Origin of the sequence: Brevibacterium antiquum (genome assembly GCF_016107655.1) — a bacterium.
Classification (GTDB): Bacteria; Actinomycetota; Actinomycetes; order Actinomycetales; family Brevibacteriaceae; genus Brevibacterium; species Brevibacterium antiquum.
Map to the genome: position 1 here is coordinate 66478 of NZ_JABASX010000006.1, position 15823 is coordinate 82300.

The 15823-nt window shown below is 61.9% G+C and carries 12 protein-coding genes; 9 read left to right on the forward strand and 3 right to left on the reverse strand.

What is annotated here, in order from left to right:
• The first annotated feature begins 139 nt into the window (after positions 1–139).
• The 5 genes from JFC13_RS11300 (at position 140) to JFC13_RS11320 (ending at position 5438) form a co-directional block, all read left to right on the forward strand.
• Positions 140–568 carry a RidA family protein gene (locus JFC13_RS11300; protein WP_135447548.1) on the forward strand — a complete coding sequence of 143 codons (429 nt, stop codon included), beginning with the start codon at positions 140–142 and terminating at the stop codon, positions 566–568.
• The gene (locus tag JFC13_RS11305) at positions 565–1248 is read left to right on the forward strand and encodes a DUF1028 domain-containing protein (RefSeq protein WP_198397179.1); all 684 of its coding nucleotides are present in this window, start codon (positions 565–567) and stop codon (positions 1246–1248) included. The genes JFC13_RS11300 and JFC13_RS11305 overlap by 4 nt, the downstream gene beginning before the upstream one ends.
• Positions 1245–2438 carry a M20 family metallopeptidase gene (locus tag JFC13_RS11310; RefSeq protein WP_408610742.1) on the forward strand — a complete coding sequence of 398 codons (1194 nt, stop codon included), beginning with the start codon at positions 1245–1247 and terminating at the stop codon, positions 2436–2438. Before JFC13_RS11305 ends, JFC13_RS11310 begins: the two co-directional genes overlap by 4 nt.
• Before the next feature lie 102 nt (positions 2439–2540).
• Positions 2541–3890 (forward strand): MFS transporter, encoded by a 1350-nt coding sequence (locus JFC13_RS11315; protein WP_198397180.1) that lies wholly within the window; start codon positions 2541–2543, stop codon positions 3888–3890.
• Between the two features lie 36 nt (positions 3891–3926).
• Positions 3927–5438 (forward strand): aldehyde dehydrogenase family protein, encoded by a 1512-nt coding sequence (locus tag JFC13_RS11320; protein WP_198397181.1) that lies wholly within the window; start codon positions 3927–3929, stop codon positions 5436–5438.
• A gap of 546 nt (positions 5439–5984) precedes the next feature.
• Here JFC13_RS11320 and JFC13_RS11325 read toward each other — a convergent pair.
• Complete coding sequence (locus tag JFC13_RS11325; protein ID WP_198397182.1) at positions 5985–6587, reverse strand: TetR/AcrR family transcriptional regulator; 603 nt, start codon at positions 6585–6587, stop codon at positions 5985–5987.
• A 146-nt stretch (positions 6588–6733) separates the two neighbouring features.
• On the opposite strand from JFC13_RS11325, the gene JFC13_RS11330 reads away from it, so the two are divergent.
• From JFC13_RS11330 to JFC13_RS11345, 4 genes are all read left to right on the forward strand, one after another.
• Positions 6734–8287 carry an APC family permease gene (locus JFC13_RS11330; protein WP_198397183.1) on the forward strand — a complete coding sequence of 518 codons (1554 nt, stop codon included), beginning with the start codon at positions 6734–6736 and terminating at the stop codon, positions 8285–8287.
• Positions 8288–8292: 5 nt separating this feature from the next.
• Positions 8293–10257 carry a primary-amine oxidase gene (locus tag JFC13_RS11335; RefSeq protein ID WP_198397184.1) on the forward strand — a complete coding sequence of 655 codons (1965 nt, stop codon included), beginning with the start codon at positions 8293–8295 and terminating at the stop codon, positions 10255–10257.
• Between the two features lie 128 nt (positions 10258–10385).
• Entirely contained in the window at positions 10386–11060 is a 675-nt protein-coding gene (locus JFC13_RS11340; protein WP_198397185.1) for a hypothetical protein, read from the forward strand.
• 456 nt (positions 11061–11516) lie between these two features.
• Entirely contained in the window at positions 11517–11780 is a 264-nt protein-coding gene (locus tag JFC13_RS11345) for a hypothetical protein (RefSeq protein WP_198397186.1), read from the forward strand.
• A 274-nt stretch (positions 11781–12054) separates the two neighbouring features.
• Here JFC13_RS11345 and JFC13_RS11350 read toward each other — a convergent pair whose 3' ends face one another.
• A complete protein-coding gene (locus tag JFC13_RS11350) occupies positions 12055–13728 on the reverse strand; it encodes an amidohydrolase (protein WP_198397187.1) in 1674 nt (557 codons plus the stop codon).
• A 43-nt stretch (positions 13729–13771) separates the two neighbouring features.
• Positions 13772–15271, reverse strand: coding sequence for a peptide MFS transporter (locus JFC13_RS11355; protein ID WP_198397188.1), 1500 nt, complete (start codon positions 15269–15271; stop codon positions 13772–13774).
• Positions 15272–15823: the final 552 nt, after the last annotated feature.

Genomic DNA, 15823 nt, shown 5'->3' on the forward strand with positions numbered 1-15823 from the left:
GATAATAACTATTTCACAGATACTCCGATCTTTCCGAGAATGGAACCACACACCGAACGGCCCCACAACCCGTTTGACATGTTCCGATCAGCTCGAAGAGGAGACCGCAGTGGCCGAACCCACGCACACACGTCTGAGAATGTTCAACACCAAAGAGACCTACCCCGAACAGAATCTCGACAACGATCTGTGCCAGGCCGTCGTCGCCGGTGGTGTCGTCTATCTCCGCGGGCAGATCGGCCAGGACCTTGAGACTCGCGAGTCCGTGGGCATCGGCGACGTCACTGCGCAGGCGGAGAAGGCCATGTCCAATATCGCCATGCTCCTCGAAGAAGCGGGCAGTCGGCTCGAGGACATCGTCAAGGTCACCATCTACATCATCGATCCCCGCTACCGCGAGGATGTCTACCGCACCGTGGGCAAGTGGCTCAAGGGCGTCTACCCAGTCTCGACGGGCATCGTCGTTCAGGCTCTCGCCCGCCCCGAGTGGCTCGTCGAAATCGACGCCACCGCCGTCATCAGCGAACCCAGCACCGCGATCACAGCCCCCACCGAGGTGGCCAAGTGACCTTCTCCCTGCTCCTCCACGATCCCGACACCGGCGAATTCGGTGCCGCGATCGCCTCGTCCTCCCCCGCGGTCTCCGCCCGGTGCCTCAACCTGGCCGACGGCATCGGCGGAGTGAACTCGCAGAACATCACGGATCCCCGCCTCGGCGGACGGATTCTCGACGAGATGGCAACCGGAAGGCCCGCGCAGTTGGCCCTGGATTCCATCGTCGACCAAGTCGAGTCCGAGATCATCGCCTATCGCCAGATCCTCGTCATCGACGGCGGCGGCAACACCGCTGCCCATTCCGGCGCCGAGGCTCTCGGGATCTTCGGTGCCCGCACCGAGCAGAATGCCGTGGCCGGTGGAAACATGCTCAAGTCGCTCGACGTCCTCGATGCCTTCATCGAGACCGCACTGTCCTCGACTGGGCCGATCGAGCGTCGCCTCTTCGCAGCCTTCCAGGCCGCCTTCGACGCCGGAGGAGAGGCCGGTCCCGTGCATTCGGCCGGGCTCGCCGTCGTCAGCGACGCCGGGTGGAGGGTGACTGATCTGCGCGTGGACTGGGCCGAGGAGGATCCCATCGGAGAGCTCGGTGAGCTTCTCGACATCTGGATGCCCCAACGCGAGGACTACATCACTCGCGGTCTCAATCCCGTGGCCTCACCGTCCTACGGTGTCCCCGGAGACGAGCGATGAACCAGCCCGCCGACGTCGAACAGCCCACGAGACCGGGCGCCGGTTCAGTGATGACTGCCGATCAGTCCGTGAAGGACCGGATCGCGGCCCGCCTCGCCGAGGTGGGCCCGGCTCTCATCGGTCTGTCCGATTCGCTCCACGACGATCCCGAACTCGGGTGGCAGGAATTTCGGTCCTCCGCCTCGGTGGCCGGCGTCTTGGCCGCTCACGGTTTCACCGTCGAACATCCCTATCTCGGACTCGAGACCGCCTTTCGTGCAACGTTCGGCTCCAGCGACTTCATCATCGGATTCCTCGCCGAGTACGACGCGCTGCCAGGACTCGGTCATGCCTGCGGGCACAATCTCATCTCCGCCATGAGCGCGGGAGGGGCCATCGGCCTTGCCGCAGTCGCCGATGAACTCGGCATCACGGTCGAGGTCATCGGGACACCGGCCGAAGAAGGCGGCGGTGGGAAGATCGAACTCCTCGAACGCGGCGGGTTCACTGAGCTCGACTTCGCCCTCATGGCTCACCCCGCGCCCGTCGATGTCGCCGAAGCCGAGCCCTTCGCCGTGACGCACTGGCATGTCGAATACACCGGTCGGGCTGCTCACGCCGCCGCCTACCCGGAGCGCGGCATCAACGCCAATGACGCATTCCTCGTCGCCCAGGTGGCTCTCGGTCTGCTGCGTCAACAGCTGCCGAAGACGGTCAGGGTTCACGGTGTGATGACCAACGGCGGTGAGGCACCGAACGCGATCCCGGCGAAGACGGAGGGCCGATGGTACGTCCGGGCCGAATCGACCGACGAACTGCTCGATGTCGAGAAGCAGGTCATCAACTGCTTCGAAGCAGGAGCGCTGGCCACCGGAGCAAGTCTGTCGATCACTCCGGAGAGCAAACGGTATGCCGAGATGCGCACCGATGAGGAAGCACTGGAGTCCTACCGGAGCAATGCCATCGCCCTTGGACGCAACTTCGATGTCGACCCGGTTGCTGCCACGATGAACCGCGCCTCGACGGATATGGGCAATGTGTCCCAGATCGTCAATGCGATCCACCCCTACATCGGGGTCGGAGGTGAGGCCAGCAACCACCAGGCTGCCTTCGCCGAATCCTGTGTCGGGGAAGAGGCCGAACGCACACTCCTCGACGGCGCGACGGCTCTGGCGTGGACTGCAGCAGACGTCAGCGCCCGGCGTTCCTGAACCACCCGCACCATCGGTCTCAGCCAGAGGCCACACGCACAGCATGCAACACCACACCACAAGGTCCCCGGCGGACCTGAGGTTCCAAAGGAGGAACTCGATATGAGCGGTGCACACCCTGCCGACGCGAATGACCTGGCTTACAAGAAGGGCTTGCAGAAGAGCGTCGCCGCCGGATCCATCGGCGTGCTCGTCCACTGGTTCGACTGGGCCGTCTACGCCTATATGGCGACGACGATCGCAGCGATCTTCTTCCCTGAAGGCGACGAAACCGCTGGCCTGCTCGCGACCTTCGCCGTCTTTGCGGTCTCATTTCTCGTTCGTCCGATCGGTGCGATCATCTTCGGCCGCCTCGGCGACAAGCTCGGACGCAAGGTCACCCTCTCGGTCGTCATCCTTGCCATGGCGGCTTCGACTCTCGTCCTCGGCATTCTGCCGACCTACGAGACGATCGGGATGCTCGCTCCGATCCTCCTCATCGTCACCCGTATCGTCCAGGGCTTGGCCGCCGGTGGAGAGTTCGGCAGCGCGGCGGCGTTCCTCGGTGAGTTCTCGCCCAGGAAGCGCCGAGGCTTCGGCTGCAGTTGGCTGGAATTCGGTTCCCTGCTCGGGTTCCTCCTCGCTTCTCTCGTCGTCTTTCTGCTCACCCAGGTGCTCAGCCCCGAACAGGTGCTGGCGGGCGGCTGGAGGATTCCCTTCCTCATCACCGTTCCATTGGGTCTCGTCGGCCTCTACATTCGCCGCAAGATCGAGGACACTCCAGAGTTCGAGGCGCTGCAGAAGATGGAGACCGTCTCCGAGTCACCGCTGCGCGAGGTCTTCAAGCGCAACCCGAAACAGTTCCTCCAGACCTGCGGTATGGAGATCTTCATGAACGTCACGTTCTATGTCGTCCTCGTCTACCTGCTCACCTACCAGGAGACCGAGCTGGGCTTCGACCCCGGGCGAGCGGCCCTGCTCTCGACACTGGCCTCGGCACTCGGACTCATCATCGTTCCGCTGTCGGGCATCGCCTCCGACAGGTTCGGTCGCAAGCCCGTGCTCATGACCGCCGCAGTCTCCCTGACAGTTCTCGCGATCCCACTGTTCATGCTCATGCAGGTCCAGTCCGACCTGGCCGCGTTCGTCTCGACCTTCGGGCTGGCGTTCATCCTCGCCATCATCCTCGGCACTCACGCCGTGACCGTCGTCGAGCTCTTCCCGACGCGGACCAGGCAGACCGGACTCTCGATCGCCTATGCACTCACAGCCGCTCTGTTCGCCGGCACCGCGCCTTACGCCCTGACCTGGCTGATCGGGAACACCGGCAGCATGCTCAGCCCCGGCTTCTTCTTGGCCGTCGTGGGCGTCGTCGGCATCATCACCGTGGTCTCGATTCCAGAGACCAAAGGCATCGACCTCCTCAAGGACGATGATCTCGATACCCCGGCAACCGCCTCGGCGAGCGCTTAGCCATCCATACCACCACACACGACTGGAGACTCTCCCATGACTGACACCGTCTCAGCGCCCACCGCCGTCGCCACAACCTGGCATGACAAGGCAGCGAAGCTGACCATCGACGGACGCCCTGTGATCAACGGCGAACGCGTCGACGCACAATCGGGCCAGACCCAGGCGAAGACGAACCCTGCCAACGGTGAGACGATCTCGCAGCTCCACCTCGGTGGGCAGGCCGATGTCGATGCTGCGGTGAGTGCGGCACGCACCGCCTACGAATCCGGTGAGTGGTCACGAGCCTCGGCGACGCATCGTCGTGAGGTGCTGCTGCGCCTGGCAGATCTCATCGAAGCGCGGGCCGACGAATTCGCTCTGCTCGACACCCTCGACATGGGCAAGCCGATCGGGGAATCCTCTACGATCGACGCTCCCGGTTCCGCTGCACTCTACCGCTTCTACGGCGAGGCGATCGAGAAGACCGCTGACGAAATCCCGGTCACCCCGGTGGGGTCGACCGCGCTGGTAACCCGTGAGCCCCTCGGGGTCATCGGCATCATCGTGCCGTGGAACTACCCGCTGGAGATCGCGACGTGGAAGATCGCTCCGGCCCTGGCTGCGGGCAATGCGCTCGTCGTCAAACCCCCGGTCGAGGCCTCGCACTCGATCCTGCTGTTGGCCGAACTCGCCGCCGAGGCGGGGGTTCCGGCGGGCATCCTCAACGTCGTCCCCGGTCGCGGATCGGTCGTCGGTCAGGCGCTGGGCATGCACATGGACGTCGACATGCTCGGCTTCACCGGCTCCACCGAGGTGGCCATGCAGCTCCAGCAATACGCCGGAACCTCGAACATGAAACGCCTGGCTCTGGAAGCCGGCGGGAAGAGCTCGAACATCATCTTCGCCGACTGCGACGACCTCGAGGCTGCGGCGAGCAAGTCCGCATTCGGTGCCTTCTACAACCAGGGCGAGGTGTGCTCGGCGAACTCACGCATCTTCGTCGAACGCCCCGTGTACGAGAAGTTCCTTGAACTCTTCACGGCCGCGGCCGATGGATTCCAGCCCGGCGATCCGCTGGACCCTGAGACGGCGATCGGTTCGCTGGTCTCGGAGAAGCACGCCGATCAGGTGTGGGAATGCGTCGAGGAAGCTCGCGCCGACGGCATCATCATCAAGGGCGGCAACCGCCCGGAGATCAACGGGTCAAAGGCGTTCATCGACCCGACGATCGTCACCGACTTGCCCGCCGACCACCGCCTGCACCAACATGAGATCTTCGGCCCAGTCGCCCTCGTCACGCCCTTCGACACCGAGGATGAGGCGATCGAGAAAGCGAACGGAACTCCCTATGGCCTCGCGGCCTCGCTGTGGACCGGCAGCATGGCCCGGGCCCACCGGGTCTCGTCCCTCCTCGTCGCGGGCACGGTCTCTGTTAACACCGTCGACGCTCTCGGTTTCACGACACCCTTCGGCGGGTTCAAGCAGTCCGGCTTCGGTCGTGACCTCTCGGTACACGCCTTGGAGAACTACTCGGACTTCAAGACCACCTGGCTGCAGTGGGGGTGAAACCTCTTACTCTCTCCCGCGTCCGGTTTCAGCTGGGCGCGGGAGGGCGATTCAGGCGCGTGACTCCATGATTGACTACGTAGAAACCACGAACGGCCCAACCTCAATTTGTGAAGTTGGGCCGTTCACAGCTACTTGGCACGAATCAATTACTCTCCCCGTTGAGCTTGGTTGTGCCTCACAATCGGGATCATAAGCAACACGCCTGCCACGACAGGCAACAGAGCCCAAAGTGGATATTCCTGGGTCCCTGGTCCGACGAGGAATGCAATATTTACAGCGGCTCCGATCGCAAGCAAGCTCCAGGCTGCGATCTTCATTGCTAACGGCATTCGATCTCTCCTACCCCAAGTAGTTTGGAATCAACATTCTTCCACGTTTGATTATCAGGCCAGCGGGTTGCAGACGGGGGCACCGCCCGTGATCGGCTCGTAGAAAGTCACGCCGCCGTCTTCTTCACTGCAGACCCCAATGATTCCGGCTGCGCCAGCCAGAGCAGCAGATACGACACCGCCTGCGACTCAGCGCCAACTGCCGCCATCGCCGCTATTCCCTCAGCCGACACCCCGTCATGACCTCCGCGTTGGCGGCGATCATCCGATAGATGTCGTCGGCGTCAAGCGGTGTTCCGCCCATGAAGTGCAGGCCGTAGGCATCCTCCATCGCCACCAGATTGCTCGCCGCCGTCTCGACCGGCAATGCCATCGTGAACTCACCCGCCTCGACGCCTTCGCTGAGCACATCTGAGTAGAGCGAGACTTCGAGACGATACAGCTCAGCCATGAGCTGCGCATGAAACTCGTCCCGATAGGCGTGAGTGTGCAGCTCGTTGAGCACCTGGAAGTCAATGTCATCAAGCGACGTCGGAATTCCGCTGCGGATCGTACGCCGCAACCTGACCGCTGGGTTCTCTCCCTCGGCCCCCTGCTGCCTCCGGTTCCAGTAGAACCGTGAGACAGCGTCCTCGTGGACATCGCGCACCAGGTCACCGAGGTCCGGGTAGTAGTACGCGACCGACCCAGCGCCCAGATCGGAGCATGCCGCAACATCAATCGCACGAAGGCCGTTGAGGCCGCGCTCAACAATCGCTCGTTTTGCCGAGCGGACCAGCTGTTCACGCCGCGCCTTCTGGTTCTTCGGTCTCGCCATATCCTCATCATCTCCTGAAGTGATCTAGATCAACACTGATCGCTATGGCGAAAGCGCAACTTTCCTCTGTTCAATGCTGGCCGTCCATGCCATTCTTTGTGGTGTAGCCCAAAGAATCAAATGGACGCCCACTCACAAGGAGGTGGATGGTGTCTTCACACGAACAGACCACCGCATACGCGGACGAGCAGAAACAGCATCTGAAGAAGACACTCGGCCGTTTCGACATCGTGCTCATCGTCATGTCGGCCGTGCTCAGCATCGAAGTCCTCGCCGAGACCGCAGGATTCGGCGCAGAGACTTTCACCTGGACCCTCGTCCTCGCCATCTTCTTCCTCGTGCCCTACGCCCTCGTGTTCGCCGAGACCGGCAGCTCGTTCGTCGGTGAGGGCGGCGCCTACCTGTGGGTCCGCCAAGCCTTCGGCCGACCCGCCGGCGCAATCGCATCCATCCTCAGCTGGGTCACCCAGCCCGTATGGGTCGGCGGTTCGATGGCGTTCTTGGCCACCGGAACCTGGAACCAGTTCATCAGCCCGCTCGAGTCAGGGTCCGTTGCCGACTGGATCTTCAAGATCGTCTTCATCTGGATCACCGTGCTCGCGGCAATCGTCTCGCTCTCAAAAGCCAAGTGGCTGCCCACTCTCGGCGGCGCCCTCAAGGTCATCTTCATCGCCTTCTTCCTGCTCACCACGATCATCTATGCGTTCGAGAATGGCGTCCAGCCGCTGCACCTCGCCGACTTCAGCCCCAGCCTCAGCGGGTTCCTCGGCCTCGTTCCGCTGCTGCTCTTCTCCTACCTCGGCTTCGAGGCTTCGAACAGCGCATCGGATGAGATGAAGGACCCGAAGAAGGACATACCGGCCGCAATCGCACGCTCGGGTTTCATCTCGGCTCTCTGCTATCTCCTGCCGGTCCTCGCCATGCTGCTTGTGCTGCCGACCACGACCATCACCGGCATCGGCGGCCTCCTCGACGCAGTGCAGACCGTGTTCAGCGTCTACGGCCCCGCCGCCGAACTGATGGTCGTCATCGCAGCTCTGCTCTTCGTCATCATCCTCGCTTCACAAGGTGCTGCTTGGATGATCATGAGCGACCGTATGCAGGCACTCACTGCCGCCGACGGCGCCTTCTTCGGAGGGTTCTTCGGCAAGATCTCGCGCGGCCTCGGCACTCCGGTCAACGTCAATCTGCTCTCCGGCACGGTGGCTACCGTCTTCCTCATCGCGGCCATGCAACTCAGCGGTGACGCCGGGGCACTCTTCGGAGTCGTCCTCTCAATCTCCATCTCGACGTTCCTGCTCAGCTACCTGCTCATCATCCCGGCGGCCATCAAACTCCGGTGGAAGCACCCGGACATCGAGCGCCCGTTCCGGGTGCCCGTGAGCAATGTCGGTTTCACCATCCTCGGCGGCCTCGCCTTCCTCTGGGTGCTGCTGGGATCCTGGGTCGCCATCTTCCCTGGCACTCTCGATCGCCTCTTCGGTCTCGACTATGACTTCCTCGACGAATGGGGTGTCGACCAGGGCCCATTCACCGCGCTCACACTCGGCACTCTCATCGTCCTCGCCGCCCTCGCGATCGTCGGCTATGTCCGCGGCGCGAAGATCCGCGCATACCGGCCCGCCCTTGACCCTGAGACACTGCAAGCCAGTCTCGACAACAACCTCGACAAGCCACTCACAACCCCGGAAGGTGTCTGAACGAAATGACCACGACCACCTCGACGACGTCAACCGCGTCGACCACTTCACATCCCCTCGACCGTCTGACCGACGAGGAGATCGAACTCAACCGCGCCATCATCGTCGACGCGGGCCACGTCAGCGAGCAGACACTGTTCGCTCTGGTCAGCCTCGTCGAACCCGATAAGCGTGACGTGATCGCCGGAGCCACGGACCTCGATCGTCGTGTACGCTCCCTGCTCATCGAGCGCGGCAGCGGCGAACAGACCGAGGTCCTCGTGTCCCTGACCGAGCGCAAGGTTCTCCTCGCCCGCGTGCTCGACATCGCGAACGAGGGCCAGGCCCCGATCACGATGACCGAATACGAATCGGCCGAGCAGCTGATCCGCAACGACGCGACCTTCCGCGCAGCGGTCGAGGCTCGCGGCATCACCGACATCGAGACCGTGCGCATCTGTGCCCTCTCGGCCGGCCGCTTCGACATTCCCGGCGAAGAGGGCCGACGTCTCGTGCGCGGTTCCTCCTTCATCCAGTCCGACCCACAGGACAACGCGTGGGCGCACCCGCTCGAGGGACTCGTCGCCTACCTCGATCTCAACACCGGCGAGGTCATCGACGTCATCGACACCGACATCGTCCCAGTACCTAAGGAACGCTTCGACTACCACCTCGACTCGTGGCTGCCCGAACCTCGCACCACGCAGAAGCCGATCGAGATCTCGCAGCCCGAAGGCGTGAGCTTCTCCTTCGACGGCGACGTGCTGACGTGGGAGAAGTGGCAGGTTCGCCTCGGCTTCGATCCGGTCGAGGGACTCGTCCTCCACCAGATCGGCTTCGATGACAACGGCCGGCAGCGTCCCATCGTCTACCGCGCCTCCGTTGCGGAGATGGTCGTTCCCTACGGCGACCCGAGCCCCGTGCGTTTCTGGCAGAACTACTTCGACGCCGGTGAGTACTCGATGGGCAAGAGCGCGAACTCGCTCGAACTCGGCTGCGACTGCCTCGGCGAGATCCAGTACTCCGATGCCGTGCTCGCCGACGAACAGGGCCACGCCCACACCATCAAGAACGCCATCTGCATCCACGAAGAGGATGCGGGCATCCTGTTCAAGCACACCGATGAGTTCACCGGAGCCGCCGATGTGCGCCGCAACCGTCGCATCGTCATCTCCTTCTTCATCACCGTCGGCAACTACGACTACGGCTTCTACTGGTATCTCTACCTCGACGGCACGATCGAACTCGAGTGCAAGGCCACCGGCATCGTCTACACCGCGGCCTACGGGGATGAGGCTCAGCGTCAGCGCTGGTCATCACCACTCGGCGACGAAGGCCTGGGCATGCCCTTCCACCAGCACATGTTCTGCGCGCGCCTCGACATGCAGGTCGACGGCATCGAAAATGCGGTCGACGAGCAGGAAGTCGTCCGTGTTCCCTTCGGTGACGACAACCCGTATGGCAATGCGTTCACCCGCAAGCAGACTCGACTCACCGAGGAGGGCGGCAGGCTCGCCAACGGTGAGGCCGGTCGAGTCTGGCACGTCATCAATCCGGAGAAGCAGAACCGTCACGGGTTCCCCGTCGGCTACCAGCTGCACATGCCCGACGAGCCGACGATGATGGCGGCCGAGGGCTCGTCGATCTCGAAGCGAGCCGGATTCGGGTCGAAGCACGTGTGGCTGACTCAGTTCGACGAGAACGAGCGCTTCCCATCCGGGACCTACCCGAACCAGAACCCAGGTCAGGGCACCATCACCCAGTGGGTCCAGCAGCAGCGTCCGGTCGACGGTGACGACATCGTCATCTGGCCCTCGTTCGCGATGACTCACTTCCCGCGCCCCGAGGACTGGCCGATCATGCCCGTCGACCGCCTCGGATTCTCGATGAAGCCCTATGGCTTCTTCGACCAGAATCCCGCACTCGACGTGCCCCGACCCAAGTCGGGACACTGCAGCTCGGAAGGCGGCAGTTCCTGCGAGTGCGGCTGAACCTTCACAACTAGGGGCGGTGTTCGAGACTGAGTGCTCGAACACCGCCCTTTCCGGTACTCTCACAAATACCTGGTCGTCTGTAGGCAAACACGGACGACCAATGCCCGAAGGAGGGCGAGCCCCGCATGAGTCCCATCGCATCGATCCTCATGGTCGTCGCTGCAGTTCCCTGTGTCATCGGGGCCTTCAATTCGCGGAGTCGCCTGGCGATCACTGCATCATCGGTGATGTTGCTGGCCATGGTGGACCTGGCCTTCGTCAGCACTCTGCCAACCGTCCTCTGGTCGGGACTTCTGCTCCTCGTCGGACTGTGTGTGGCAGTGAGGCTTGGGTCGAGGTTCAAGGAAGAATCGACAGCACGAGCAATTACTGCCGTGCCGGAGAAAGTTCTTGTCGGCGCCAATGTCGCGCACTCCCCCGCTCACAATTCCATGGACAGCACGGCCGCGTCATCGTCACTGGAACGCCCGACCGAATGGCACAAGGTCCGCCCGTTCCCCCGCTTGGGAAGAACGTCCGCAATCCTGTCCGCAGCGGCCTACCCGATCATGGCCTGGCAGGTTCTCAACCACGGGGCACATGCCGCTGCTTCGGGCGCTGGTGCGCACTCCGCTCATCAGCACCACGGGAGCACTTTCGACGGCTCGTTCGTCAGTGGTGTCATCACGTTGAGCGTGATCGTCGTAGTGCTGCTGCTCGCTCTCTGCACGGTGCAGGCGCTCGCACGCAAGCGCCCGATCTTGATGTTCGAGTCCCTCGGCATGGCCACGATGCTCACGGTCATGCAGTTCATGCACTGACACAGACCTGAACTCAACACCGCAGAGGCGGTCCGACGAAGCGCTTTGTCGGACCCCCTCGGCGTTCATCGCCCTACTACCGAGTGGATACCCGTTCTGCGGGACCAGAACCCTTCGAGAACAGCAGCGACCTCATTCTTGAGAAGCAGACTGAGAACATCGTTGTCTCTTTGCCCTCGCACGTGGTTGAACTACATTGCCGTGCAGCGCTAGAGCTGTAGCGGTGCTCTCAAGCACGGTACCCATTATTTTCAGGGCGCGGTACCACCCCTAGGTCTGGTTAAGGCCTGAGCTGGACCTCCACGCAGCGATCTCATCGCTAATCCGCACGGCAACCTCGTTCTGACAACGTCTATGGTCAGCCACGCTATCGTTGTTGGCTATTGTTCTTGATTCATCAATCGTTGGGCCCACGTAAGTATCCCAGGTCAGCTCGAGCCCGGAGGGGCCGAGCACGTGGATAAGTGCTGCGCGTTCGGCTGCAAGCTGGCTGCCTACTTTTCCGTCGGTGTGCTCAGGATCATTTACGTTTCTTGCAAGACGCACCAGCATGTCCAGTCGGAAGTGGTGGTCAGCGAGTATTCTCGCTTCATGGCGGTCTCGATCGGCGCGAATGTCGGCAGCGAGGCGGTCATTTCGCGCCCGCTTGTCAGCTGCTCTGCGATCAATGATGCCCATCCAGAGCGCCACAACGACACCGGCTGCCGCAACAACGACTAACTGTCTGGACGATGATTGCCATGGCTTCAGTCATGGGTTCACAGTATGTGAGATGAAGCGGGAACCATGCTGTCATGTTTGGCTAGTTCGCACTTCCAGTCCGCCAGACTCCATTAATTTGAGGTCTCCCATGTGACCGGCCAGAACGCCAAGTATTCGTCGGGTACTTATTGCAGCGATCCATCGTGCCGTCGAGAGAGGATCAATGTGCTCGAGGCTAGCCGTAACGCGGTGTCGGACAAGATTCAGGCCAAGACTCGGCCCCAGCTGCTGTTCAAGACCGCTGGTAAACGACCACTCCCGCAGACACCGATGTCTCCACCAGGATGTCGCCAAGATCCCCCGGCTCAACCTCGAACAGATCACGATCAAGAATCGCGAAGTCCGCTGATTTGCCCACCGTGATGCGTCCAGAGACATCGTCGTAGCCATTGGCATATGCTGCATCGAGCGTGTAAGCACGCAGCGCCTCGGCGACAGTGATCTTCTCATCACCAAGTAGCGGCTCATTCTGCGCCACATAATCTTGGCCATGAGGGTCGTGGTGCGGAGCCGTGCGATTGACTGCCACATGCATTCCCCAGATCGGATCGGGGCTCGAGACCGGCCAATCACTGCCGAAGGAGAGTCGGACTCCTGCGTCCCTCATCGAGGCGAAGATGAAGTGATGGGATTGCTGATCCTCGTGCAGCAGCGGCAGTTTCGTGTCGACGAGCACCGAGTCACGCCTGGCCCACAGCGGCTGCACATTGGCGATGATGCCGGCCTCGGCCATCCGTGCCAGCTCGGCCGGGTCGGCGATGTCGAGGTGGGCGACCTGGTGGCGGCGCTCCGGCGAGGGTCCTCCGTTCTGGGTGAGTGCATCGACGGCGAGTTTGAGGGCGTTGTCGCCCACGGCATGGATGTGGACGTCGAAGTCATTGGATTCGAGACCGCGGACGATTTCGTTGAGCTCTTCGGCCTCGAACATGAGAAGACCGTGTTCATGATCATGACCGCGGTAGGAGCGCTTGAGGGCGCCGGTGAGGTTCTCACAGACCCCGTCGAGCATAATCTTGACGACCGTGGCCTGCAGACCACCTCGGCGTCGGTTGCCGTCGATTCCCTGGATCGCGGCTCGTCGTTCCTTGATGGTCTCGATCTGCTGGGCATAGGGCACAGCACGGTCCCACCACAGTGCGGCCGTGACCTTGCTGGCGAATCCGCCGCCCTCGGCAATCGAGACATACGGGTGAAAGGTGTCCACCGGTGAACCGGTGAGGACTCCGACGCCGGCGTCCTGCCAGCCGACGATGCCAAGCGAATGGAAGTACTCCTGCGAGTTGAGCAGTGCCCGTTCCACATCCGCCGAGGTGCTCGCCGGGAACAATCCCGTCACGAGTTCCGCTGCCGTTTCGAACAACAGACCCGTCGGGTTTCCCTCGGAATCCTTGACGATGCGTCCTCCATCAGGGTCAGGTGTGTCGCGGGTGATTCCGGCGACCGCGAGGGCGCGGGTGTTGACCCAGGTGCCGTGGGCATCGTGGCTGGTGATCGAGGCGGGACGGTCGCTGATGACGGAGTCGAGATCACTGCGATGAGGGAAGCCATCGGTGAACACATCGCCGTACCAGCCGGACCCGAGCACCCAGTCATCGCCTGGATGTTCGGCGGCGTATTCTGCGATGCGGTCGAGGTATGGCTGGTAGCCGTGGATGTCATCAAGGTTGCAGTCGACCATGCCCAGCCCGCCGAGAACTGGGTGGGCGTGCGCGTCATGGAAACCAGGGATGAGGGTGCGACCGTCCAGGTCGACCACCTCGGTGATGGTGCCGGTCACTGCTGCGCAGTCGGTCTCACCGACGGCGATGATCGTCCCGTCGTGAACGGCGACGGCATCTGTCGACGGCGTCGTAGGATCCATGGTGTGGATGGTTCCGCCTCGAAAGACGCTGTCGGCAATCGGCATGGGTCACTCCTTAATGGTGAGGAAAGTTGAGAAGGGTGGGCAGTTAAGCGACGCCCAGGCGGCGCAGCGGCCCGCGGAGTCCGTAGAGGAATGCAGCGGTGAGCAAGCTGATCACGGTCATGAGGGTAAAGAATCCGACCTCGTTGGTTCCGGAGTACAGCTGGCCCATGAAGCCGGAGAGGCTGGCACCAGCAGCGGCGGTCAGTCCCCACAAGGCCATCATCTGCGAGTTAAAGGCGACTGGGGACAGCTGAGAGGCCACAGACATGCCGATCGGGGCGTACATGACTTCGGTGATTCCCATGACGATCATGCCGATGATGACTGGGATGAGAGGAATCCGGCCGGTGAAGAGCAGCGGGAATACGGCGAAGAGTCCGAAAGTCAGCGTCATGAGGACGAAACCCAGAGCGAGTTTCGAGGTCGTGCTGGGAACCTTGCGGTTGGTTCGGACTGCGAGCTTCTGTCCATAGGCGGCGATGATCGGCCCGGCAATGATGCCCGCGACGACTTCGAAGGTGCTGATGTAGGCTGCGGGCATCGAGTAGCTGCCGATGTTGAGGTTGACGCGAGTGTCGGCGTAGACGGCGAAGGTGGTGAAGAGCTGGAGAATCATGGTCCAGAAGATTGCGCCGGTAATGAAGAGTGGAATGAACCCTTTGACCTTCAGCCGCTCGTCGGCGGTGACCTTCTTCGACCGGAGCATGACGACGAAGTAGACGACGGAGACGACGAGTATTGTCCCGAGCACGTAGTTGTTGAGGTTGCCGGTCGACATTATTCCGGTGCTCATGAGCACCGCGACGGCGGCAACGACGGCGATGCCGAAGCCCGCGGCTTTCAATCTGCCAGCCGAACTCACTGGGTTGGGCACAATCCTTGATTCGGTAGGGACCGTGTTTCGGCCGAGAAAGTAGGTGATGAGTCCAATGGCCATACCGACTGCGGCGGCTCCGAAGCCGTAGTGGAATCCCAATTCGACCTGCAGGTATCCAGTTGCCAGCGGGCCGAAGAGTGCACCAATGAGGATGCCGGTGTAGAAGATCGCATACCCTGAATCCCGCCGAGGTGACTGTTCTTTGTAGAGCCGACCAACCATTGCGTGGGTGTTGGGAGCCAGGGCACCGGTACCGATGGTGATGAGCGCCAGCCCGGTGAGAAGTCCGGTGATTCCTGGAAGCACAGCAAGGCTGATGTGGCCGGCCATGATGATGACTCCACCGGCCATAACCATTGTTCGCGCTGGCACCAAGCGGTCAGCGAACCAGGCTCCGACGGGTTGGCCGAGGTAGACGACGCCACCGTAGGCACCGGCGATTGCCAGCGCCTCGGCCTCAGTCAGCCCCAGTCCGCCGTCGCCTGCAGAGTAATAGATGTAATAGGCGAGGATGACTTGGAGTCCGTAGAAGCTGAAGCGCTCCCACATCTCGATGGACGAGAGGGTGAAAAGCCCGATCGGCTGCTTCACCTTTGGGCCTGCTGGCTGAGCGTTGCCGGAATTTTCGGCAGCACCAGTGGCATCGACTGTCTGGGATTCGGACATGACTTCCTCGGCATGTTGGGTGCTCTGACGAGCAGTTTTCGCGTGCGTACCAACACCGTGCATCGAGCGTTGAGAGCGTGCGGCTATGACATTTTGAGCCTAGTAACGCTCGCTCGCGAGTTCCAACAGTCGTTCTAGATGGTCACTGTCTGATTTTCAGATGGCAGAACAAACAGAATTCATATCCGCCCCACCAATATGCCAAGAAGCACAGTCCACTACCCGAATCTCAGGAAGGCGGAACCGAACACCATCGTCCTGAGCGAAGCGAACCGAAAATAGAAGCATAAGTCCGGGTTGGTCACAAGCGGCGCGGCAGCCACGCCACATTCGATGTGTTCAGAAGATCTACTGAAGACCCCGCCCCGAAAGACGCAAAAACTGGTGTCAGACCCGACTGAAAGGATGCCACAGTAAACACATTGACCCTCACAGAGGAACCAAGCCCGACAAATGAACGATCAAATCTCGACGTTGGCGCACATTGCCGAATCACATCCACTAGTGGAGACCAACCCAAACGGGCAATATACAACCGCCGTCTGCTTGGAC

Coding starts and splice junctions, on each gene's coding strand:
- JFC13_RS11300 (WP_135447548.1), top strand. CDS start 140: ATGTTCAACACCAAAGAGACCTACCCCGAACAGAATCTCGACAACGAT.
- JFC13_RS11310 (WP_408610742.1), top strand. CDS start 1,245: ATGAACCAGCCCGCCGACGTCGAACAGCCCACGAGACCGGGCGCCGGT.
- JFC13_RS11315 (WP_198397180.1), top strand. CDS start 2,541: ATGAGCGGTGCACACCCTGCCGACGCGAATGACCTGGCTTACAAGAAG.
- JFC13_RS11320 (WP_198397181.1), top strand. CDS start 3,927: ATGACTGACACCGTCTCAGCGCCCACCGCCGTCGCCACAACCTGGCAT.
- JFC13_RS11325 (WP_198397182.1), bottom strand. CDS start 6,587: ATGGCGAGACCGAAGAACCAGAAGGCGCGGCGTGAACAGCTGGTCCGC.
- JFC13_RS11330 (WP_198397183.1), top strand. CDS start 6,734: ATGGTGTCTTCACACGAACAGACCACCGCATACGCGGACGAGCAGAAA.
- JFC13_RS11335 (WP_198397184.1), top strand. CDS start 8,293: ATGACCACGACCACCTCGACGACGTCAACCGCGTCGACCACTTCACAT.
- JFC13_RS11340 (WP_198397185.1), top strand. CDS start 10,386: ATGAGTCCCATCGCATCGATCCTCATGGTCGTCGCTGCAGTTCCCTGT.
- JFC13_RS11350 (WP_198397187.1), bottom strand. CDS start 13,728: ATGCCGATTGCCGACAGCGTCTTTCGAGGCGGAACCATCCACACCATG.
- JFC13_RS11355 (WP_198397188.1), bottom strand. CDS start 15,271: ATGTCCGAATCCCAGACAGTCGATGCCACTGGTGCTGCCGAAAATTCC.